Annotated in this window: 12 protein-coding genes; 5 read left to right on the top strand and 7 right to left on the bottom strand. The window is 64.3% G+C overall.

Annotated elements, in window-relative coordinates:
- Nucleotides 1–397 precede the first annotated feature (397 nt).
- Together G3N99_RS05015 and G3N99_RS05010 are read left to right on the top strand one after the other, a co-directional pair.
- Entirely contained in the window at nt 398–1,072 is a 675-nt protein-coding gene (locus tag G3N99_RS05015; protein WP_174939499.1) for a response regulator, read from the top strand.
- A 133-nt stretch (nt 1,073–1,205) separates the two neighbouring features.
- Complete coding sequence (locus tag G3N99_RS05010) at nt 1,206–4,244, top strand: ATP-binding protein (RefSeq protein ID WP_206121795.1); 3,039 nt, start codon at nt 1,206–1,208, stop codon at nt 4,242–4,244.
- A gap of 114 nt (nt 4,245–4,358) precedes the next feature.
- Here G3N99_RS05010 and G3N99_RS05005 read toward each other — a convergent pair whose 3' ends face one another.
- The 7 genes from G3N99_RS05005 to G3N99_RS04975 all read right to left on the bottom strand — a co-directional run bounded on the left by G3N99_RS05005 (nt 4,359) and on the right by G3N99_RS04975 (nt 18,900).
- Nucleotides 4,359–6,977, bottom strand: coding sequence for a fimbria/pilus outer membrane usher protein (locus tag G3N99_RS05005; RefSeq protein WP_206121794.1), 2,619 nt, complete (start codon nt 6,975–6,977; stop codon nt 4,359–4,361).
- Nucleotides 6,978–7,175: 198 nt separating this feature from the next.
- Nucleotides 7,176–7,919, bottom strand: coding sequence for a fimbria/pilus periplasmic chaperone (locus G3N99_RS05000; protein ID WP_206121793.1), 744 nt, complete (start codon nt 7,917–7,919; stop codon nt 7,176–7,178).
- A gap of 75 nt (nt 7,920–7,994) precedes the next feature.
- Complete coding sequence (locus G3N99_RS04995; RefSeq protein ID WP_174939491.1) at nt 7,995–8,585, bottom strand: fimbrial protein; 591 nt, start codon at nt 8,583–8,585, stop codon at nt 7,995–7,997.
- A gap of 563 nt (nt 8,586–9,148) precedes the next feature.
- Nucleotides 9,149–10,159, bottom strand: coding sequence for a fimbrial protein (locus G3N99_RS04990; RefSeq protein WP_206121792.1), 1,011 nt, complete (start codon nt 10,157–10,159; stop codon nt 9,149–9,151).
- Between the two features lie 897 nt (nt 10,160–11,056).
- Nucleotides 11,057–14,446: a GLUG motif-containing protein gene (locus G3N99_RS04985; protein ID WP_206121791.1), complete on the bottom strand. Its 3,390-nt coding sequence runs from the start codon at nt 14,444–14,446 to the stop codon at nt 11,057–11,059.
- 163 nt (nt 14,447–14,609) lie between these two features.
- On the bottom strand, nt 14,610–17,162 hold the full coding sequence (locus G3N99_RS04980) for a filamentous hemagglutinin N-terminal domain-containing protein (RefSeq protein ID WP_206121790.1): 2,553 nt from the start codon (nt 17,160–17,162) through the stop codon (nt 14,610–14,612).
- Between the two features lie 172 nt (nt 17,163–17,334).
- Nucleotides 17,335–18,900: a ShlB/FhaC/HecB family hemolysin secretion/activation protein gene (locus G3N99_RS04975; protein ID WP_241011481.1), complete on the bottom strand. Its 1,566-nt coding sequence runs from the start codon at nt 18,898–18,900 to the stop codon at nt 17,335–17,337.
- A gap of 994 nt (nt 18,901–19,894) precedes the next feature.
- Between G3N99_RS04975 and G3N99_RS04970 the strand changes: the two genes are divergently transcribed.
- Genes G3N99_RS04970 through G3N99_RS04960 form a run of 3 tightly spaced genes read left to right on the top strand, consistent with a single transcriptional unit; the run spans nt 19,895 to nt 23,063 of the window.
- Nucleotides 19,895–21,307: an undecaprenyl-phosphate glucose phosphotransferase gene (locus tag G3N99_RS04970; protein ID WP_206121788.1), complete on the top strand. Its 1,413-nt coding sequence runs from the start codon at nt 19,895–19,897 to the stop codon at nt 21,305–21,307.
- A 35-nt stretch (nt 21,308–21,342) separates the two neighbouring features.
- Complete coding sequence (locus tag G3N99_RS04965) at nt 21,343–22,575, top strand: polysaccharide biosynthesis/export family protein (protein WP_241011480.1); 1,233 nt, start codon at nt 21,343–21,345, stop codon at nt 22,573–22,575.
- Nucleotides 22,575–23,063: a low molecular weight protein-tyrosine-phosphatase gene (locus G3N99_RS04960; RefSeq protein WP_241011479.1), complete on the top strand. Its 489-nt coding sequence runs from the start codon at nt 22,575–22,577 to the stop codon at nt 23,061–23,063. The genes G3N99_RS04965 and G3N99_RS04960 overlap by 1 nt, the downstream gene beginning before the upstream one ends.
- Nucleotides 23,064–23,068: the final 5 nt, after the last annotated feature.

The raw sequence follows: 23,068 nt of genomic DNA, 5'->3' as shown, positions 1-23,068 counted from the left end.
GCGCCTCCGGGCAGGCGGTCACGACGGCACTGCGGCAGGCCGGGCGGTGCGGTGCTCCTCACCGGGAGGCGGCGGCGTGCGTCATCGTCCGCTTTGCCCACGCGCGTGGTGCCTGTACGCAAGCGCATGCCAATCGTCAGCGCCCGGGCGCGTGCACCCGGTATCCGAACGCAGGTCGGGTCGCGGGGTGGCGCGGAACACAGCCCGCCTCTGCCGGTCAGCCAATGCTTACGGTCTTGCCAGTGTTTTATCTTAAAATCGAGGCGCGCTAGCATTCTCCGATGTATCGAAGCGACGGTCGACTCGACGGCCCGTCCGCTGGATGGAACGGAATCGCGGCCCGCATTGGCGGCCGCCGACGGATGCGCGATCGAAAGCCTCGGGGAGAACAGGGACCATGGATGAATTCTTTGTGCGTGTGATGGTGGCGGACGACCACCCATCATCCGCGATGGGCATGTCGCAGGCGCTCGCGGAGAGCAGCACGATCCGGCTCGTCGGCTCCGTGTCCAATTCGACCGATCTCGTGGCGGCACTCGACGAGAAGCCGAGCGACGTGCTGGTGGTCGACTACGTGATGCCCGGCGGCAAGTTCGGCGACGGGCTCGTGCTGCTGTCGTTCCTGCAGCGCCGCTATCCGGCGCTGAAGCTCGTGACGATCACGATGATCGACAACCCCAGCGTGCTGCATGCGATCCGCAAGCAGGGCGTCGGCTGCATCCTGAGCAAGTCGGATGCGATTTCCCATCTCGTCGGTGCGGTGCATGCAGCGTACGTCGGTGCGAACTACCTGTCGCCGCACATCAAGCAATTGCTGGAATCGACGGGCACGTCGGATACGGCCCGCCCGCTGACGACGCGCGAGATCGAAGTGGTCCGTCTGTTCGGCGCCGGCTATACGGTGGGCGAGATCGCCACGCAGCTCCATCGCAGCAAACAGACGATCAGCTCGCAGAAAACGAGCGCAATGAAGAAGCTCGGCATCGTGCGCGATGCCGATCTGATCCGCTATGCGAGCGACGGCAACCTGCCTGACGCATCCGCGCCCGATGCGCCAGTCGCTGGCGAATAGCCGGCACGCCGAACGTGGCCCTGCCGGAGGCATCGACCATCGCGTTGCGCGACGATGGGCGATCCGGCCGAGCAGCATGGCGGACGCGCGTACCGAACCTGACTTTTCCGTCCTGCGCCGCCGATAACGATCCATGCCCGCAAAACTGAAAAAACTCGCGTCGCACGCGGCCACGGCCGCGACTGGCCACAAGGCGTTCGATCCGTACCGGGTCCGGCGTCAGCAGCAGTTCCTGCTGTACGGTGGCGGCGCGGCGGTCACGTTGTTCATGCTTGTCTGTGCGGCGCTCGTCATGCGGCTCGACGTGCAGGATTATTACTCGCGGGCCCGTTCGACGTTTCTGCAGCGCGAAACCGTGTTTTACGCGACGCAGCGGACTGCGGACCGGCTATTGCTGGATCTCGGGAACCGGTTGGAACAGGCCTGGAACCGGAACGCGCAACCGTCGCCGGAAGTGTTCCGGGCATTTTCGGCGGAGCAGGGCCGGCTGCCGGTGCGGACCGAGGGCGGACGGCAGCCGATCCTTTTGCTGGCCGGGGTCGGTGCGGACCATTCCGCCGAATCATATACACGGTATCTCGGCACCGTGCTCGGGCTGGTCGGCACGTATGCGCGATATCGGCCCCAGCCGGCCGGTACCGAACCCTTCGGCGGCTATCTGATCGGGCTCGACGCTCCGTTCCTTGCCGTGCTGGGCGAAGGGCTCGTGGCGCGCACACGTGCGCTGCCGCCCGATACCGACGTGAAGGCGCTGATTGCCGCGCTGATGCCCACCGGTGCGGCGAAGCAGAAGGCCGACATGCAGGACGTCACGTTCATGCTCGATCGCCGCTTCGATCCGGTCGTCGGGCGCTCGCTCGTGCGATTCGCCCGGCGGCTCGACGACGCGGCCGGGCGGCCGTTCGGCTGGATCGTGTTCAACGGCACGTTCAAACTCAGCGACGTCATGTCGCCGGACTCGGACGACGAGGAAATCGCCGTCGTCGACGCGCGCCGGAATATCGTGTTCGGGCGCCTGCGCGATCCGGCGATGATCGGGCACGCGCTGGCCGGCGCGCGCGATCCGATCGGCGAGCACGTGATCGTGCGCCGGATCGGCACGCGGTTCGTCGTCAGCGACCGACTGCCCAATTCGAGCCTCGTCATGCTGACGACCTTCTCGTGGCGCAGCGTGGCGCAAGCGACGTGGGTTCGCGTAAGCGTGACGCTCGGCATTGCGCTGTTCGGTATTGCGCTGCTCTGGTTCACGATCGTCCTGTTCGACCGGCGCGCCCTGCTGCCGGCGAACCGGCGCGCGATCCGCCTGATCGAAAGCGAGGCGTTCAACCGGACACTGATCCGCCATGCGCCCGCCGGGCTGCTGCTGCTGTCGGTGGCCGACGGCGACACGGTCGTGCGCAACGAAGCCGTGCTTGCCTACGACAGCGACACAACGGGGCTGCCGCTCGGCAAGCGCATCTGGCAAGCCTATCGGGAGCGCGACGACGGTGCGGGCGACCGGCACCGCGTCGTGCAGCACGAGTTCGCCGTCGAGCGGGCGGGACGCGATACGGTCTATCTTGCCGTTCATGTCGTCAGAACCAAGTTTCGCGGTGTCGACGTGCTGCTTTGCACGCTGACCGACGTCACGACCCGCAAGCTGACGGAAGACAAGCTGAGGGAAGCGCGCATCGCGGCGGATGACGCCAACAAGGCGAAGTCGACGTTTCTCGCCACGATGAGTCACGAGATCCGCACGCCGCTCAACGCGATCGTCGGCAACCTGGAACTGATGGAGCGGGCCGATCTGCCGGCGGCCGAGCAGCGCCGCCTGAAGACGATCGTCTCGTCGTCGGATGCGCTGCTGCGCGTGATCAACGACGTGCTCGACCTGTCGAAGGCGGAATCGAACCAGATGGCGCTGGAGCACATTCCGTTCGATCTTCGGCGCGTGTTGCAGGACGTCGCGGCGATCTTCCGGCCGCTCGCCGAAGCGAAGGGGCTGGCGCTCGAATGCCGCGTCGCACCGGAACTGGCCCGCGGCTATACCGGCGATCCGACGCGCTTGCGCCAGCTCGTGTCGAACCTCGTCGGCAATGCGATCAAGTTTACGGAACGCGGCGGCATCGCGATCGATGCTCGGCTTGCGGGCGATAACGTCGGAGCGGGCGACGTCGAAATCGCGGTACGCGATACGGGTGTCGGTATTCCCGAGGAGGCGTTACCGACGCTGTTCGACGTCTACATGCAGGCCGACGCATCGATCTATCGCCGATTCGGCGGCACCGGGCTGGGATTGCCGCTGTGTCGCCGCATCGCGCGACTGATGCAGGGCGAACTGACGGTAGAGAGCCGCGTGGGTGAAGGCTCGACGTTCGTGGCCAGATTGCCGCTGCCCGACGCGCCCGCCGGCTGGCGTGGCACCGAGCCGGAGCCGGATGCGGCGCTCGTCGCGCAAACGCCGGACCGACGCGACGACGTGCAGCCGCTGCGCGTGCTGGTGGCCGAGGATCACCCGGCCAGCCGTGCGCTGCTGCGGGATCAGCTCGACGCACTCGGTCACGACGCGACGATCGTCGAGAACGGTGTCGAAGCGATGCGTGCGTACTTCGTGCATCCGTTCGATGTCGTGCTGACCGATCTGAGCATGCCGCAGCTCGACGGCTTCGCACTGGCGAACTTCCTGCGCGAGCAGGGCGCAAAAGTGCCGGTGATCACGATGACCGCGCACGCGACTGACGACGATCGTCGCCGCTGTGCACAGGTCGGTGCAGTCGAGGTGGTGCTCAAGCCATTGTCGATTGATGTGCTCGATGCGGTGTTGCGACGGCATGGTGGTTCGCACGCGGGGCGTGACGGAATCACCGGCGATGCGACGGCCACGCATGCCCAACATACAGCGCTCGTCGTGACGGATGAAATCCGCCGGACGTTGCGTGGGGCCACGTCGCACTCGCTCGGCGTGCTCGAAGCGGCTCTGTCTGCCGGCGATATCGCATCGATCGGTGTCGAGCTGCATTCGATGCGCGGTGGCTTCGCATTGGTCGGCGACAACACGGCGCGCGATGCCTGTGCAGCGATGGAGAAGGCTGCGGCACTCGACGACGATCTGGTCGCGTTCATGGCGAACTGGCCGGGATTCCGTCGCAGTATCGATGACGCATTGACTCGTCTGGCGGATGCCGGGCGCTGATGCGGCCTGACGCACGTGTGAATCGCGCAACCCGGGCGATTGGGCCACGCGTTCGGCGCCCGGAAACGACAACGCCCGCTGAAGCGGGCGTTGTCTGCACATGAAGGCGTCGAATCAGATTGCGCCGAGACGGCACATGCTGGTGATCTGCTGGTACGACGTCGATTTGCGCTTGCTGGCCTTGACCGGCAGGTTGTACGTGATCCGGCAGACCGAGCGGCGATCGTTGCCCCACTTGACGAGGAGTTCGCCGTTATCCTTCAGGCCGCGCACGAACAGCTTGCTGCCCTGACCGACAATGCCGAGTTCCTTGCCTGCTTCGTCCGTGACGGCCGCGCCGAACGGAATCGGCGTGCCATCCGACTTGCGTGCCACGATCACGGCCGAGCGGCCGGTGTCGGTCTCGAACTTGAGGAACGGTACGGCGCCCGCGCGCGGCGCAACCTGCTGGCTCGTCTCCTTCAGCTCGACGTCCATCGAAATGCCCTTCGGATCGAGTTCGACGGTGTTCAGGTTATACGGCGTCAGGAACGGCACGATCGCGTAGCCACGGCTGTCGACGCGCACGCCCGAAGCGTTCGTCACCCGCGCGCCTTCCGCCCCCTTCGCCTCGACGATGCCGAACGTTTCCGACAGCGGCTGCGACAGCGTGACGCCACCCGGGTGGGCAACCGCCGCACCGCGGATGTTGACCGAGCCTTGCTGGTAGTTCGAGCTGCCGCCGGCACTGAGGTTGAGTTCCGCGAAGCGGGCGCGATACGTGATGTTGCCGTTGCCGTCGGTGCTCGAGCCGCCATTGCCGTTCGTGTGGTTCGCGGCGACGCTGTAGGACAGATCGTTGTCGACGCCGAGCGAGCCGGACAGCACCGACTGCACCTGCGTGCGGCTTTGCGTGTCGTGCGAGACGTTGCTCGTGAGTGTCGTCGGTCTGGTACGGCCGAACGGAATCGTGACGCTCGCGTAATACAGCGTGCTCATTTCGCCGCCAAGGTTGCGCTGGCGCGTGGCGGATACGCTGTACGAAATATTTCGGAACGAGTTGTTGTAGCCGACCGAATAGTTGACGTCGGAGCCGGGGCGATTCCAGTAGTTCGCGGCGGATGCGGTCAGGCTGAGCTGGCCCGCTTTGTCGCCGAGGCGCTGGCTGAGCATCAACGACGCGCGGTTGCGCTGTCGCCACACCGTATCGACGGGATAGCCGATACGTACCGCGTCGCGGGCGTTCATCGCGTCGTTCAGGTTGAAATAGCCGTTCGTCGAATAGCGGTAGGCCGCGATCGAGACGTTGGTGCCGGTCGGCACGATCGATTTCGAGTAGCTGACCCGCAAGCTCGACCCGTTGAAGCGCTTGACGCCCGGAATCGACGTGGTGGCCTGCGTGAAGTCGAGGCCGAGTGCGCCGAACGGCGTGTTGAAGGCCCCACCGAGCATCGCGGACGCGTACCCGGCGGCGACGGTGATGCCGCCATAGCCTGTCAGCAGGTTGGTCAGGCCGCGCTGATACGTTGCCTGCGCGAACAGTGGATTGCTGGAGTTCTGCTGGTTGCGCAGCGCACCCGCGACAAAGCTGTAGCGCTGGATGCCGGGCCGCAGCGACAGCGGAACGGCCGCGTAAGGCACCGAGAACGTGTGTACGGAACCGTCCGCCTCGGTGACGGCAACCTGAAGATCGCCGCCGTAGCCGGTCGGATAGAGATCGCGGATCTCGAATGCGCCGGGCGAGACGGTCGTCTCGTAGAGCGTCATGCCGTTCTGGCGGATCGTGACCTTTGCGTTGGAGTTGGCGACGCCGCGCACGACCGGCGCATAGCCGCGCAGCGAATCGGGCAGCATCCGGTCGTCGGTGGACAGTCGCACGCCGCGGAACTGTGTCGAGTCGAACAGTTCGCCGGAGGTGAACGTTTCGCCGAGCACCAGTTGAGACGACAGCGACGGAAGATCCCGCTGCACGTAGGTCGAGAGGTTCTCGTACTGACTGCCGTTGCGCTGCGACCAGGTGTACGAACCCTGATGACGGAAATGCCAGTTGCCGATGTTGACGCCGCCGTTCAGGCCCAGGTAGGCCTGCGTGTCGGTGCGGCTGTCGCGAACCTTCGAGCTGTAGACGTTCAGGTTGTAGTCGACCATGCCGACGGGCACGCCGGCATCCCATTGGTCGGGGCTGACATAGCCCCGGGCCCGGTTCACGAGCGAGGCTTGCGGGATGCTGAGCGTGAGCCGTTGCTCGCTGAAGTCGAACGATACGCTCGCTTCGGGAATGATCTGCCCGATCCGGCGGCATTCTCCCTTGACCGTGATCGCGGCAACGGTCTCGGCCGCGAGCTTCTGGAAATCGACGCCGATGCGACGCAGCAGCTTCTCGTCGAAGCAGGGCTGTGCGTCGGGCGTGCCCGGGGCACTGTTGAACGTGATGCTGTAGCGCCCGACCCAGTCGATACCCACGACGAGGTCAACCGTATACGTGCCGGGTTGCACGACGTTGCCGCGCGAGAAGCGCGAGATGTCGACCGCTTGCCCGCCGCCGTTGTTCAGGAAGCCGGGATCGAAAGTCGCCTGGGCGAAATCGGTTTGTGCAAGCTGGATTCGCTCGACGGCAGGCTGGGCCGGCTCCAGTACGTCCGCGCGACCTTCGGCCGACCATGCGGCAAGACTAGACAGCACCAGCGCGTAGACAGGTTTCAGCCGCGGCAGGCTGGATACCTCGACGCACGAACGTTGAATCGGCGAAATCATTCCCCGGCACTCCAGTTGAGGGTTGTGCGTGCGTTTCCGTTGGCGCATACACATGCGACGCATGCGTTCGCGATATCGAACAGGCCGCGTTAGAACGAAGAAGAAGGTGGGTCAGTCGGCGATCGGCTTGAGCGGGCCTGTCGAGCGGGCATGACAGGCCCGCTTCGCCGGTGATCAGGGGCGTGGAATCAGCCGGCGTTACGGCTGGATCGACAACGGCTGCTCGTTGTTGGCCGACGTGCCCCAATCGTTGATGCTGTTGAATTGCACTTTTGCATCGGCAGCCGGCTTTGCATGAAGCTTGGCGACCGGAAATTCCTGGGTGGCGCCGGGCAGCACGTAGCCTGCGCCCGCGTCATACTTTTGCCCGCCCGCATGCAGCAGGATGCTGCCGATATTGACGACAAACGGCGTAGGGTTCGTGGCTTTCAGGACGTAGGCGCCCTGCTTGCCGGGTGCGACCGCCCAGCGAACCTGGGCCGGTGCGGCGACTGCTTCGCCCTTCAGGCCTTCCGGGCGGAAGATGATCTTGATTCGCGTGCGCAAGGCGATCTGCAACTGGTTGCGATCGGTGCCGTCTTCCGCTTTCGGCGGGATTTCGAGCACGTTGAGCCAGTACAGCGACTCCTTGTCGGCAGGCAGCGGCTCGTTCGTATAGACCAGCCGCAGCGTTTGCCCCTTGTTCGGTTCCATCCGGAACATCGAGGGTGTCAGCGTGAACGGCACGTTGATGGTTTCCGGCGACGCATTCTGATCGCCGGTGTCGATCCAGGTCTGGACGAGCGCGGGTGTCTTTCCGTCATTCGTCAGCTTGATCGTCACTTCACGCTCGTTGCTCGGGAAGATGACGCGGGTGCCAGAGATCACCACGCTCGCATAGGCTTGCGAGGCGATCAGGGCAGAGATCAGCGCAATGGATTGGAGCGATTTGATGACTTTCATGGCGGCTTCTAATAGTTTTATGGAAGGCGGTGCACCGGAAAGCGAGACCCGCCGGGTAACGGGCCTCGCAATGCTTTACTGGTAGACCACCGAGTACTGAACCTTCGAGTTCGCCGAACCGCCCGTGGCGACACCCGTTGCCCGGTATTCCGCGAAGAAGTTCAGCTTTGCGCCGCCATCCGAACCGATCGTCACGACTTGCGAGTTCTGGTTCTCCGCGTTCGCGCCGACGACGACCGGATTCTGCTGGTCGTTGAGGATCTGCAGCACGACGTTCTGGGCTTCAGGTGCTTCCGCCGTGCCCTTGTCGAGCGACAGCTTGCCGTCGGGCGTGACGTTCGTCGCGTTTTCGAATGCGATTTGAACCTTCGTCGGGTTACCCTTGGTCGTTTCGGTGTCCACAGCACAGCCGGACAGCTGGAAACCGAATGCGGTGCGGCCTGCCACTGCGCCTTCCTGATTCAGTGCGCCCGAGCTGACCGTCGGCATCGGCACCGACTTGTTCGACGTCGCGCCGGCGGCGGTGCCGTCGATCTTGCAGGTTGCGGCAGTGACGTTGCCGGTGAACGTGATCGTGCCGTCCGCCGCATTGGCAGCCGACGCCAGGCCGAGGCCTGCCACAGCCAGAAGCGTCGAAAGGAGGTGAGTGCGCGTTGCGATTTTCATATTCTCGTTCTCTAACGATAAGTTGACAGGGTGAAAGGTAGAGGCGTTGCCCGCCTGTTTCGCTGGTGAGCAGTGCCTTACATTTCGGTGTCAATTATCGAAATTCGCCGGAATCGAGGAAATTGGACGAGATCGAATAGAGTTCAATAATCACTAGTACACGTACTAATTAATGAATTTTCCCGGGGCGTTCGAGCGTTTGCGCCAGAGTGTTAGCCAGATTTGACGATGTGCGCGCATGCGGTCCGATTCTGTATCAGGGATGCACGCCTGATCGGCGATGGCTGGTCGGGATGTATGGAAAATTGGTCATCCAATATTGATTTGGATGGCGAATCAATATGGTCGTAAATCGGTCGTGATGGATAGCACGATCGACGTTTCGATCAGGTGGGTGCAATACGTCGGCGCGAAGCGAACCGGAGGCGAAAGGGGCGTGAGAAGGAGAGGGGGTAACCACCGTCTCGGAACGCATGCCTGAGCGATGAGCGATAAAGCGCGGATGTCGGCCGACGAATGCGGCCGAGCGTGTGTGACGGGCGCCGACGGCGGCCCGACGCAGCTTACTGGTAATTCATCGTGAACGAAGCGCGCGCGTTCACAGTGCCGCTGTTCATGATCCCGGTACGCACGTAGCGCGCGCTCAGCGGAATCTCGAGTACGCCGTTCTGCGTCGTGCCCGTATAGAACTGGCCGGGGTTGCCGGTCACGCTGCTGTCCGGTCCGAACGAGACCGGCTTCGTGCCGTTCAGCACCTGTACGCCCAGCCCCTTCGCGGAGGTCTCGGTGGGCGACAGCGTGAGCGTATCGCTGAGATTCGCGTTGTTGTTCACGTCGGTCAGCGTCATGTAGGTTTTCGTGATGCTGCCTTCTTCGCCGCCGTCACAATCCAGCACGATCTTGAAGGGTTTCGCCTCCGACGTGGAACCGACCGTCGGCAGGACCTTGTAGGCCGCGATGTCGCCGAGCGGCACGGTGAGCGTCTTCTCCCGGACCTTGCAGGTCGGCACGCGGGGCGTGATGGTGATGCCGCCGCCGGCAACCTGGAATGACATGAACTTGAATAATTTGTCGCGAGCCCAGCCGGCTCCGATTTCGCCCACAAGTGCCCCGCCTGCGCTGATGGGCCCCGTCTTTACAAACTCGATGAGCAATTTTCGGTTGCCATTGTATTCGCCGGTAATGACATTCATGGAGTCGTCGCGGTGCGGCCACCATTCGCCGATACCGCCGCCGCTCCCGGTAAACTGAATGCGCACACCGATTCCGGCGACATTGGTTGGCCACGTGTTGTACTGGCCCTGTACACCCTCCCGGGTGTACAGATTATTCCGGATACTACCGTCGCAATGCAGCGTAAAGGCTTTTCCTGTGGACGGCAGTTCCTGCCGGATCAATACCGTGCCAACAGGTACCAACGGGCTGAAGCTGGGAGGGGACATGGACGGGATCAACGCGACCGACGCCTGGTCAGTCTTAATACCGTCGACTATGTTGTAGCATTTCACGTCCGCCCACGCCGTTGCGGGCAGGAGTGCCCCGATCATCAAACACGCACGATACGCGGCGGACATTCCGATTCTCATCTACTTCCCCTTTCCTGAACAATGATGGCCGAGCGTTGACCGGATTCGACTGATCGCCACGCCTTCGGCTGGAGGGCGAATACCAAACGCTAAATTCTTGTCGTTTCAAGGCCGCGTGGAAATGAGACAAGAACGAATTCCTTTAAAAAACGCGTCGTACACGACCGTATCGGTTGAGGGCCATACCGGAACCCGGTATGTTGCTGCGGCGGAGGCCGGCTTGCCGTTGTGCTTCCCCGCGCTGGCCTTCGTCCATTCCCCCCACTTGGTCTTTCAAGAGGCCGCGGTTGCTACCGACCAGCGCGACACGGTTGCTGTTCGCGCAATTGCAGCTCGGCGCCCTGTAGTGGATACCCGCGAGTGCGCCGTAAGTCTGGCTTGGGGACGACGTCGTCGCAGGGCGTGCCGGACGGACGGTTTCGACGTCGCGCAGCGACTGCATGGCATTCGGTACCTGCGTGTGCGGGAGATCGGGAAGCGACAGTGCGATGCCGGACGGATGAAGCGTGCGGCCGGGGTCGGGCATGGCGTGGGCATGAAGCGTGGCCGAAGGTTTGCCGTCGGGTAAGGCGATCGCCTGATGAACCGTACCGCGGATGGAAAACGGACGGGGAAGCCGAGAGCGAAGCGATTTTCTGAATTCGAGCGTGTGGGCATCTGCTCCGGCACGTCGACTGTCAAACCGGTTATTCAGGATTCCGACAGGCCGAATCATCGGCGTGCCGGATGAAGAAAAGGAATCGCGAAGGCATCGGGCGGCGGCCGAAACCGCCTCGTCGCAAACCGCATCGAGACGCTACCGCGATGCGATCGCGAGTCGGCCGCGCCTGGCACTCGCGGAAGCCGCTCGCTGGTCTTGCGAGCGGCTTCCGCTATCGTCGGCGCCTAGCGATCGATCGACGCGAGACGGGACCCGACGAGCGGCATCGACGCGTCGAACCGGTAAGCCGTGTCGCCGACCAGTTCACCCTCGTTGACCCCCGCCAGCGCGCCATAACGCTGGCCCGCGTTACCGGTGAACGCGACGCGACTCGTGGTCGACGATTGACCGACGTAGCCGACGTTCGTGCCCACGAGGCCGCCGAGCGTCGCAAGCAGACCAGCGGAAACGGTGCCGCTCGACGACGACTGCTTGATGGTTCCATGGTTTCTCCCGACCAGGCCACCTACGTCGCTGAAATCGCCACCGTGCACGGCGCCTGTTGCGCGAGACCCGAACACGGTGCCGGTCGAATGGCCCGCGAGCCCGCCGACCCGGCTCCTCACGCCCGCGGCAACGCTGCCCGCTGCCTGCGACTGCTCGATGGTCCCGAAATTCACGCCAATCAGGCCGCCAGCATCGGACTGATCGTCTGCCCGGACATCGCCCGTTGCGGACGATGCGCTGACGGACCCGGTGTTCCGGCCCGCCAGGCCGCCGATCTCGGCATGGCGACCGGCAGACACGTTGCCCGACGCGTGCGATTGACGGATGCGCCCGCTGTTGTCGCCAACGAGGCCGCCGACGCGGCTCACGTTGCCCGCCGTGACATTGCCGGATGCGCGGGACGCATCGATGGTGCCGTGGTTGGTTCCCGCGAGGCCGCCTGCCGTACTGTCGCGACCGGTGCGCACGGCTCCGGACGCGCGCGATGCGTCGATCTTGCCCCGGTTGTCGCCGACGAGCCCGCCGGCGGCGCTATCGTCGCCAGCCGTGACGGCGCCTGCGGCCGATGCCATGACGATATCCCCATCGTTGGCGCCGGCAAGGCCGCCAACCGACGATCGCCGTCCGGCGTTCACGCTGCCGGTCGCCGACGCGGCTCTGATCATGCCGGCGTTGTATCCGGCAAACCCGCCGACCAGGCTCGCGTCGCCTGCCGTCACGTTGCCGGTTGCCTGCGATGACGTGATCTCGCCGGTGTTCGAGCCGACGAGTCCGCCGGCCTGACTGAAGTCGCCCGCCGTGACGTTGCCGCTGGCGCTCACACCGTCGAGCTTGCCGAAGTTGAAGCCGGCGATGCCGCCCGCGAAGCTGCCGTGACCGACCTTGACCGCACCGGTCGCGCTCGACGAGAGAACGGTACCGGCGTTGACGCCGACGAGACCGCCCGCGATGGCGTTGTCGCGCGTCTCGACCGAGGCAGTCGACGACGACTCCACGATGACACCGCCGTCATTGATGCCGACGAGCCCGCCGGCCGTGGCCGAATCGCCGGTCGCGACGACCGTGCCCGCGCTGGATGCGGAATCGATCCGGCCCGAGTTGATGCCCGCGAGGCCGCCCGCCATGCCGCTGCCGGCAACGGAAACACGCGTGTCCGCCCGAACGTGCCGGATCGCGGCGGTCCTGCCTGCCCGATCGACGTTCTCGCCGACGAGCCCGCCGATCGCGATCGTGTCGCCGTCGCCGTCGATCTGCCCCGACACGCTTGCGTGATCGATCGTGCCGCCGCGGTTCGAACCGACCAGGCCGCCGACCATCGAGCGGCCGCGCGACTGGACGGAGATGTCGTGCGCGACGATGTCCGATATGGAGCCGGTGTTGTAGCCGGCCAGCGTGCCGACGGCGCCGTGCGAGCCTGAGGCTTTCACGGTGATGTCGCGCAGGACGAGATGCGTGATTCGTCCGGTATTTGCCGCGAACAGGCCGACGTTCGATGCGGTATTGAAGAGCGACAGCCGGCCGATCGTGTTGCCGAGGCCGTCGAACGTGCCGGCGAATTCGGCGTTGCCGCCGATGCTGCGGAAGCTGGCGTGGTTGCCGTCGATGACATTGCCGAGCACGTAGCGGCCGCCGAGGTTCGCATCGACGTTGCGCAGATCGTCGAGCGTGTGCAGCACGGTGTAGTCGTCGCCGTTGGAACGGTACGACGCGTTCTGGCCGGACAGCGTGACGACGGCCTGCTTGCCGGACAACGCATGACCGGCCTTCGAATTGAGTTCGAGATGGGCATTTCGGCCGGTCAGCGTCACGGCGTCGTTGATGTCGATGCGGTTCGCGGCGTTGACCAGCAGGCGTGCGTCGTTGCCGGAGGCGGACAGCGACTTCCGCAGGTTGACGTTGCCGGTGGCGGAGGTCAGCGTCAGCGTGTTGTCGCTCGACCACGAAACCGGCCCGCCGACCGCGAGGTCGTGCTTCGTGCTGGTCAGCGCGACGTTGGTCGTACCGAGGTTGCGCGACAGCGTATCTGCCGCGATCGAGGTGTTCGACGTGCTCGAAGCGCCACTGCCATCGCCGACGCTTGCGTTGGCCGCTTCGATGGTCCACGTGCCGGCGGAATGGCCCGCCCGCGTGTCGACTTGCACATCGTTCGCGACGACCACGCGCTCGCCGCGGGTCGTGACCGACCCTGCCGGCGCACCGGAATCGGCTGCGCTTGCATCGAGGGTGCCGCCGACCTTCACGGTACCGCCATCGAGCGTGATTTTGCCGCCGTGTCCGGTCAGGCCGAGGGCTTCAACGACACCTGTATTGTTGACCACGGCGTCGAGCAGATTGCCTGCCGCACGCGCGGTCATCAGGACTTCGCCGCCGTCGGCCTTCAGCAGCCCGCCGTTGGACGCCTGCGCATCGACTGCGCCGCCGTCGACCTGGACGCTCAACAGGCGGTTGCCGTCGAAGTTCACCGTGAATGCGCTGCCGGCGCCCAGCGCGACACGGCCGAGCTTTGCCTGGATTACGCCGTTGTTGGTCACGCGTGCACCGAGCAGCGCAATGCCGCCTCCGTCGGCGGCCGTCAGCGTGCCGTCGTTGACGACCGCTTGCGACGACGAGCCGGAGAAGCGGTAGTTGCCGGCGAGGAAGTCGGCATCCGACAGGTTCTGCGTGGACGCGACGAGGCCGCCGACGTTGACCTGTGCGCCGGCGCCGAACATGACGCCGTTCGGGTTGACGAGGAACACGCGACCGTTGGCGCTGATCTGGCCGTCGATGCGGCTGCCGTTGGTGCCGATCACGCGGTTCAGCGCGAGGGACTGGTCGGTCGGCTGGTGGAATGCGACGCGTTCGCCATTGGCGACGCTGAAGTCCTGCCAGTTGGTGATGAGCTTGTCGGTGTGCTGGTTGATGTTCATCGTGCGACCGTTGTCGGTGCGTACGATGTCGGCCTTGCCGGAGACGATCGCTTCGCCGCTGGGCAGGGCGAATGCCGGAAGGGCGGCGAGGCCGAGCAGCGAGACGGCGGCAGTGGCGAGGCGCTTGCCGCCGGTCTTGCCACGGCGGCGTGCGGTTTCCCCGACCGCCGTCCAGGTGCCCTGAGTGTGATTCCACACCAATGCGTAGGTCTTGTTCATGGTGGTGACGTCCTGATGACTGGATTGATTTGCACGAAATGACCGGAACATCTGCTCGATGCGCACGGCATCCAGATGCCCCGGTTGAACGGATCGGATGCGCGGGGAAGTGCGCGTGCGCCGCCCCGCGCCGTTACGGCATGACCGATCCGAAACGCGACGGTTACTTCACGGACAACATGGCTGTCTTGTCGTCGAGCGTGCCGATATTGACGTTGACCGCCGGAAAATTGGCTGCCGGCCCGGACGCCGAGCTCGATTCGATGACGCCCTCGTTGAACCAGACGAGACCGCCGAAGTCGGTCGGGCTGCCGCTCAACGTCACGCGCGAATGCGATGCGCGAAGTGTTCCCCGGTTGATGGCGACGAGGCCGCCTTTCGCGTCGCGGCCGCCGATCGTGGCCGATGACGAGGCGTTTTCGATCAGGCCTCCCTTTTCGTTTTCGCCGGCAATACCGCCGATGAACGATTCGGATGCCACGAGCGTGTTGTCGGTCGATACGTTGCGGATGACGCCGCCGGCGGCGTTCGTGCCGACGAGTCCACCTACGGTCGCGTATTTTTCAGCCGTGACGTTGCCGCTCGCGGTCGCGTTTTCGATCGTGCCGCTGTTGTATCCGACGAGGCCGCCGACGTAGCCGCCGATGCCGGCCGAAACGGTGGCGTTGGAAGAAATGTTGCGCAGGGTACCGTCGTCGTTTCGACCGACGAGGCCGCCGACGCTGAGGCTATCCGTGCGTCCGGACACCTTGCCCGCGAAGCGAACGTTCTCGATGGTGCCGCGGAGGTTGCGCCCGACGAGGCCACCGACGATGCCGGACGCGCTGCCGTTGCCGCTGACCGTGATATTCGTCGCGTCGACGTTCCTGATCTGGCCACCGACATTCATGCCGACGAGACCGCCAAGCGCCGCGGCGTAGCGTGCTCCCGTGGTGTTTGCGACGAGGGAATCGAGCCGAAGGTTGCCGATCCAGCCGGTGTTTGCCGCAAACAGGCCGACGGCGTTGAAGCCGGGGTTGGTGATGTTCAGGCGGCTGATGGTGTTGCCAAGGCCATCGAACTTTCCGTTGAAGAAGCGGGTGCCGCCGATGCTGCGGAAGCTGGCGTGGTTACCGTCGATGGCATTGCCGAGTATGTAGCGGCCGCCAAGGTTCGCATCGACGTTGCGCAGATCGTCGAGCGTGTGCAGCACGGTGTAGTCGTCGCCGTTGGAACGGTACGACGCGTTCCGGCCGGACAGCGTGACGACGGCCTGCTTGGACAACGCATGACCGGCCTTCGAATTGAGTTCGAGATGGGCATTTCGGCCGGTCAGCGTCACGGCGTCGTCGATGTCGATGCGGTTCGCGGCGTTGACCAGCAGGCGTGCGTTGTTGCCGGAGGCGGACAGCGACTTCCGCAGGTTGACGTTGCCGGTGGCGGAGGTCAGCGTCAGCGTGTTGTCGCTCGACCACGAAACCGGCCCGCCGACCGCGAGGTCGTGCTTCGTGTTGGTCAGCGCGACGTTGGTCGTACCGAGGTTGCGCGACAGCGTATCTGCCGCGATCGAGGCGTTCAACGTGCTCGAACCTCCACCGCCATGGCCGACGCCCTCGTTGCCCGTGATATTCGAGTTGTTGTTGAAGCCGCGCGCATTCGATGCCCCGGCCGTATCGCCGACGCTTGCGTTGGCCGCTTCGATGGTCCACGTGCCGGCGGTATGGCCCGCCCTCGTGTCGACTTGCGTGTCGTTCGCGACGTCCACGCGCTCGCCGCGGGTCAGGATCGAGCCAGTCGGTGCGCCGGCATCGGCTGCGCTTGCATCGAGTTTCCCGCCGACCTTCACGGTACCGCCGTCGAGCGTGATCTTGCCGCCGCGTGCATTCAGGCCGCGCGCTTCGATCGTGCCGGTGTGGTTGACCACGGCGTCGAGCAGATTGCCCGCTGCACGCGCGGTCATCAGGACTTCACCACCATCGGCCCTCAGCAGGCCACCGTTGGATGCCTGTGCATCGACTGCACCGCCATTCACTTGCAGGTTCAGCAGGCCGCTGCCGTCGAAGTTGACGGTAAACGCGTTGCCTGCGCCGAGCGCAACGCGGCCCATCTTCGCCTGGATCACGCCGTTGTTGGCCACGCGTGCGCCGAGCAGTGCGACGCTGCCACCGTCGGCAGCCGTGATCGTGCCGTCGTTGGTGACGGATTGCGTCGAGGAACCGGAGAAGCGGTAGTTGCCGGCGAGGAAGTCGGCATCCGAAAGGTTCTGCGTGGATGCGACGAGGCCGCCGACGTTGACCTGCGCGCCGGAGCCGAACAGCACGCCGTTCGGGTTGACGAGGAACACGCGACCGTTGGCGCTGATCTGGCCGTCGATGCGGCTGCCGTTGGTGCCGATCACGCGGTTGAGCGCGAGGGACTGGCTGTCCGGCTGATGGAACGACACGCGCTCGCCGCCGCCGACGCTGAAGTCTTGCCAGTTGGTGATGAGCTTGTCGGTGTGCTGGTTGATGTTCATCGTGCGACCGTCTTCGGTGCGCAGGATGTCGGCCTTGCCGGACAGGATCGCTTCGCCGGAAGGCAGTGCGAACGCGGGCAGCGCAGTGAAACCGAGCAACGAGACGGCGGTGATGGCGGCACGCTTGCCGCCGCTCGCCTTGCCGCGGCGGCGCGCGGTTTCCCCGACCGCGCTCCAGCAGCGCCGTGCGCCATTCCATACCAATGCATAGGTCTTGTTCATCGTTGTTGTTTCCTCATGGTTGGTTCGCTTCGCCGGCACGACCTCGCCCGTGTGCGCGACGAATCGAATCAGATGGGCGGATGACCCCGCCCCTTCGGGTGCGGGCAGCGAGGCTGCCCGCCGGTGTGGTCCGGCCGACGCGAAGCCATGGCCAGACCGCGTTACCGGCCGCTCAGAAATACTGCGCGGCCTGTAACCAGACGCTCGGGGCGCGGGTGACCGACTGCGTGCGGTCCGCGTTGCCGAGCGGCCAGGCGGCGGTGACGCTGATCTGCCGGCTGGCGCCGTACCAGCTCGCGCCAACCCCCGTGCCCGACAGTTGCAGTGTGTTGAGTTCGTCGCGTATCCACGGCTGCTTGTTGATCTGCATCCGGCCCGTGTCGACGAACGTGCTGACCTGCCAGCCGGGCGCGACGAGATAGCGCAGCTCGGCGCTCGCCTGCCAACCCTGGTCGCCGCTACCCGCGCCGAGTGCGTAGGCGCGCACACCGTACGGGCCGCCGAGGATGAATTTTTCCGATGAGTCGAGATTGCGCGATGCGAGCTGGGCACTGAATTGGGTGGTCAACTGCAGCCGCGAGCCCAGCGCCTGCAGCCGCATCGCGTTCACGTTGAGCTTCGCGAAGCTGCCGAGCGTGTGAGAGAACCGGTTCATGCCGAGCGGATCGTTACCGCTCATCCGGCCGATACCGAGCGTGGCCGAGAACACGTTCCGACCGCCGCCGAACCGTTCGTCATTGCTGTTCGCCGTGACGACGAATGACCACAGGTCCACGCGTTTGTCGCTGACGAGCTCGAACACGCCGTAGTCGTCGCGCAGGTGCTTGTTCTCGTAGATGACCTGCGTGCTGGCGCTCGCGCGCCGGCTGCGCAGCAGCGGCTGCGTGACGAACGCGCTGCGCACGCTCGCGCGGCCGTGATAGCCGAGCGGGCGCATTTCCTTGCCGAGCCGGTAGCCCATGTCGGAGAAGGCGACGCCGATCCGCGTCGACGCGGGACCGACCGGCACCTGGTACATGGCGCGGTAGTACTGCTGGTTCGTATTGCTGGTGAGGCCGCGCAGCGAGAACTGGTCGCCGAGCCGTAGTGGCGAGTTGACGGTGACGGCCCCGGTGGCGCGATAACGGCCCGTGACCGGATCGCCGAAGTTGTCGAATTCGAGTGAGCCGGTGGCAAATGGGCCGGGTTCCACATCAATCAGCAGGTCGGTCGTGCCGGATTGCTGGCCGGCACGCAGCGTGCCCTTCGCGGCGACGCCGGGCAGTTCGTCGAGCAAGGTCAGTGCGCGTTCGAGATCCGCGCCGCGCACGATGTCGCCTGCCTGCACGGCGCCGAGCGGCTGGCGCAACACGCCGTCGCGTACGCGCGAGCGGTTGTGCAGTTCGACCTGCCCGTAGCGGCCTTCGACGACGGCAATGCGGACGACGCCGTTCTCGATGTCCTGACGCGGCAGGTAGGCGCGGGCCAGCGCGTAGCCGCGCTTGCGGTAATAGGCGGTGATCCGGCCGGCCGCTTCGTTCAGCGCGGTGAAGTCGAGCGCCTGGCCGACGAGATCGGCAAGCAACGCGTGCAGTGGCGCGGCGTCGATTGCGTGGTTGCCTTCGATGTCGAACGCGCTGACTGAAATGCGTGGTCCATCTGGTGTCGCGGGCGCGGATTCTTTGCCCGGTGCGGGAATCGCGAGGTCGGGTGCGGCGGGGGCCGGCAGTGTCGGGCGGACCGTTTCGACGTCGCGCAATGACTGACCCGCATTGGGGATCTGGACTTGCGCATGCGAGACACCGTGAAGCGACAGCGCGAGACTGGTCAGGCATGCGATGCGGAACGGGCCGACTAGCTTTCCGGCATTTTGCCCCGATCGACGTAACGACCGGGCACGGCGCGGGGACACTGATGTGGTGCGGGGAGAAACGGGTGCTTGCGCCGGCGTCGGGGGCGGCCCGGGCACGGCGATCAGAGAACGGACAGAGCGAATTTTCGACCTCGAACGGATGGGCCTGTCAGCCGATGCATGGTCTCTCGATCGGCCGTTTGGATTGCCGACGATGTTACGAAATGGCTCTCGGGATGAATATGGAACGAGTACGAGTAACGTGTGCCGATTATTCGTTTTTGTAAGATTATTCGCCGACTAGCACGGGTAGCGAGTGTTTCTCGATACTTGGCATTTCTCGAAAATGCCGGTGGGTCAATTCCTGAATGCTGGGCCGTGTGCGGATACAAGTAGAACGGGACACTGGACGTAATCTCAATCAAGCTGGATTTTCGACGCGGTGACGAGGTCCTGAGGGAGATCGAAGAAAGAGGTCTACTGCATTGTTCACGCGGTCACATGCTTGACGATTGACTTTCCTTTGAGTAGGCAAGATTGACTTGAAAAAGATTGGGACAAGACAAAATTAAAAATAAGCCAATTTAGTACTCGTCCGATTTTTCGGGTGTGCTCATGGTGGCAGTATTCGTACTTCACCATGTCGATGGGCAAAAAATTTTAGGGAGGTTCTGCATGGTGGGTCATTTCGAATCTCTGAGTTCCGCCATCTAGATCGATAATTTTCCGATGTTTGGTGTTGATTGGTGACTCTTTGAGAAAGATATAAATCTGTAATCCTAAATAGTGGGGAATGGTTTTCCTTCAGGCACGGCTCGATCGAGGGCCGTGACGGTGTGACGCGTGGGGTTGCCCACGCCAGCGTCGTCGATCCGCTTCGATGGAAAATCGACCAGCTCTTATGCGTTCGTTCGATCATGCTCGGAGTATCCGATTCGTCAGCGGAAGAGCTATCTGGAATCGGTTGATAGATGTGTGTCTGCTCGTGGCCGCGGCGGTGGCGGCGAAGCAATGGGTCGATGGCTCGTCGTATTCGCAGTCCGATGCGATGCTGATCGCGCTGTTGATGCCGTTCATGCTGATCCTGTTCTCGTCGAATGTCTTTCGTGGCGAACACGCTCGCCGCGTGATGCTTCATCGCGTACGGTTGACGGTTGCAGGGTTGCCGGCCGTTCTGGCCGGTGGTGCTGCCTTCGCGACGTTGATCAGCGGGCAGAGCATGCCCATGCCGGGTTGGGTGGCGGCTTGGTTCGTTTTTGCGGCGATCGGATGTGCAACGTCGGTCAGCGTACAGCGCTGGACTGGCAGCTACACGGCGTCGCTGCGCGCAATGCGTCGGCCCGTTGCCGTCGTCGGTCAGGGCGAGCACGGATTCGAATATGCACGGCGCGCCGAACGGGACACAAACTCGCGAGTACGCGTTACCTCGATATTCGACATGGCACGGGTATCGGCGGTCGATGCCGGCGCCGCGAAAGTTCATCGAGATCTGACGAGCTTCGTCGAGTGCGTACGTCGCGAGCGCGTCGAGGGAGTCTGGATCGTGTTGCCCCTTTCGGCGGCCGACAACGTCGGTGCGATCGTTCGCGCGTTCAGCAAGGATCTCGTGGATATTCGTTTCATACCGGATCTGACGGAGATGACGCCGTTCAGCTCGTCCAGGACGAATCTCTCTTTTGCGCCTGCGCTCGATCTTGTCGTGCGACCGCTGTCGCCACAGGCGTTGGCTGGTAAGGCGATCTTCGATCGCACCTTCGCCTGTCTCGCGTTGGTATTGATTGCGCCGCTGATGGCTGTTGTCGCGATCGCGGTCAAGCTCTCGTCACCCGGTCCGGCACTGTTCAGGCAACGGCGGATGGGCGCTTACGGGCAGCCATTCACGATCTACAAGTTCAGAACGATGTGTTTGCATGACACGGGTGAGCAAGGAGAAATCCGACAGGCAACGCGAGGCGATCCGCGCGTGACGCGCCTCGGTGCGCTGCTGCGGAAGACGAGTCTCGACGAGCTCCCTCAGTTTTTCAACGTGCTGAAGGGCGACATGTCGGTGGTCGGGCCGCGTCCGCACGCGGTGGAGCACGACGTCTTCTATCAGGACCGCGTCGATGGCTATATCCAGCGCTATCGGGTCAAGCCCGGTGTGACGGGTTGGGCTCAAATCAATGGATTTCGCGGCGAGACGGACCACATCGAAAAGATGCAGAAGCGGATCGAGCACGACCTCTACTACCTGAACAACTGGTCGTTGGCGCTCGACGTGCGGATCGTGGCGGTGACCGTTCTGTGCGGATTCACGCATCGCAATGCTTATTGAATGACGCGTCGATGCACGCGGTTTGGATAACAGGAATGGAAACTGGAAATCAGTCCCGCTCACGGGAGCGAAGTTTACGATCGGTGATGGCGGTCTTGCCCATCGTGCTGCTGTGCGCTTGCGCGGTCGAGCCAGGGATGCACATGGACCTCACGGTCGATGCGACGCACCAGGGCGAGATCTCGACGCAGACTCACGAAAGCGGCCTGGCGGTGTCGATGCATCGCATCGATGCCGCATCGCTCGACCGGCCTCAACGTGGGAGCGTCTCGCAAGAAGCGGCGTCGGTACCCATCGGGCCGATCGACGGCACGCTGATTGCGGCCCAGCGGCGCGATGCCCGTGCACAGGGGGAACGTACGCGCACGGCGCTCTTTGCCGCGCCGGCACCTTACGCAATCGACGCAGGCGATGTGCTGCAGATCACCGTATGGGACCACCCCGAACTGGCGGCGGCACAGGGCAACCCGGGTAATCAGACGGCACGCCCCGCGGATCCGCCGTCGGGCTTCGTCGTCGATCAGGCCGGCAACCTGACGTTTCCGTACGCGGGTGAAATCCACGTCGCTGGCATGAGTACGCACGAGATTCAGGCGGCGCTGCGCGAGTTGCTCTCGAAGTGGTTCGTCGCGCCACAAGTGACGGTGCGTGTGGCGTCGTATCGCGCCAATCGTGTCTACATCGACGGCGAAGTTCATGCGCCGGGCGCGCAACCTGTCAACGACACGCCGATGACGCTGCTCGAGGCCGTCACGCGAGCGGGCGGCTTCACGGCCGACGCCGATCAGAGTCGCATGACGATCGTGCGCGGCGGCACCGCCTATCCGGTCGATTTGCCGGGGCTGGTTCGCGAGCACCTCGATCCGTCGCGCATCGTGCTGCGTAACGGCGACCTGCTGCAGGTCGGCGCACGCGACCAGTTCGGCGTGTACGTGATGGGCGAAGTCAACCGGCCGACGACGGCGCTGCCGTTGCGCAACGGCCGTCTCACGCTGGCCGACGCGTTGTCGCAGGCGGGCAGCGTGAACCAGGGCACGGCCGATCCGAAGCAAACCTATGTGATCCGGGCCGGTGCCGACCGGCAGGCACGGGTGTTTCATCTGGACGGCCGTTCGCCGGTGTCGATGGTACTGGCCAACGAATTCGAGTTGCAGCCGCGGGACGTCGTGTACGTCGACAGTACGAAGCTCGCGCGCTTCGGCCGTGTGCTCTCGCAACTGTTGCCAGCCATCAACGCGGGCCTGACCGCCGCGATCGTCACGAAATAATGAAACGGATCCTAGTGGTGTGTACCGGCAACGTCTGCCGCAGCCCGGCCGCGCAAGTGCTGCTGTCGCGTGAACTGTCCGGCCGCACGGTCGAGTCCGCCGGCGTCGCGGCGATCGGCGGGATGGCGATCGACCCGGTGATGAACGAGCTGCTGACCGGGCGCGGCTTCGACCTGTCCGTGCATCGGGCCCGGCGCGTCGACGATCGCATGTGCCGGTGGGCGGAACTGATTCTCGTGATGGAGCTCGCGCATCAACACCTGATCGAGCGGACTTACCCGACGACGCGCGGTCGCGTGTATCGCCTTGCCGAGCGTTACCAGATCGATGTTCCGGATCCGTACCGCCGCAGCCGCCATGTGTACGACTACACGATGAAGCTCATCGAGCATGGTGTCGTCGACTGGGCCGAGCGGATCGCACGTCTCGAACAGAATCGGTCGCGGCCGCCGGATATCGGTGCGAATGCGCCGGAACATTTGCAGTGAGCCTC

This window comes from Burkholderia sp. Ac-20392 (assembly GCF_017104585.1).
In the GTDB taxonomy this organism is placed as follows: domain Bacteria; phylum Pseudomonadota; class Gammaproteobacteria; order Burkholderiales; family Burkholderiaceae; genus Burkholderia; species Burkholderia lata.
The sequence above is the reverse complement of the archived record's forward strand: the minus strand, read 5'-3'. Positions and strand labels throughout refer to the sequence as shown.

What these genes read in the sequence shown, in the direction of transcription:
- G3N99_RS04960 (WP_241011479.1), top strand. Translation starts at nt 22,575, where the DNA reads ATGAAACGGATCCTAGTGGTGTGTACCGGCAACGTCTGCCGCAGCCCG.
- G3N99_RS05005 (WP_206121794.1), bottom strand. Translation starts at nt 6,977, where the DNA reads ATGATTTCGCCGATTCAACGTTCGTGCGTCGAGGTATCCAGCCTGCCG.
- G3N99_RS04995 (WP_174939491.1), bottom strand. Translation starts at nt 8,585, where the DNA reads ATGAAAATCGCAACGCGCACTCACCTCCTTTCGACGCTTCTGGCTGTG.
- G3N99_RS04990 (WP_206121792.1), bottom strand. Translation starts at nt 10,159, where the DNA reads ATGTCCGCCGCGTATCGTGCGTGTTTGATGATCGGGGCACTCCTGCCC.
- G3N99_RS05010 (WP_206121795.1), top strand. Translation starts at nt 1,206, where the DNA reads ATGCCCGCAAAACTGAAAAAACTCGCGTCGCACGCGGCCACGGCCGCG.
- G3N99_RS05015 (WP_174939499.1), top strand. Translation starts at nt 398, where the DNA reads ATGGATGAATTCTTTGTGCGTGTGATGGTGGCGGACGACCACCCATCA.
- G3N99_RS04985 (WP_206121791.1), bottom strand. Translation starts at nt 14,446, where the DNA reads ATGAACAAGACCTACGCATTGGTGTGGAATCACACTCAGGGCACCTGG.
- G3N99_RS04970 (WP_206121788.1), top strand. Translation starts at nt 19,895, where the DNA reads ATGCGTTCGTTCGATCATGCTCGGAGTATCCGATTCGTCAGCGGAAGA.
- G3N99_RS04980 (WP_206121790.1), bottom strand. Translation starts at nt 17,162, where the DNA reads ATGAACAAGACCTATGCATTGGTATGGAATGGCGCACGGCGCTGCTGG.
- G3N99_RS04965 (WP_241011480.1), top strand. Translation starts at nt 21,343, where the DNA reads ATGGAAACTGGAAATCAGTCCCGCTCACGGGAGCGAAGTTTACGATCG.
- G3N99_RS05000 (WP_206121793.1), bottom strand. Translation starts at nt 7,919, where the DNA reads ATGAAAGTCATCAAATCGCTCCAATCCATTGCGCTGATCTCTGCCCTG.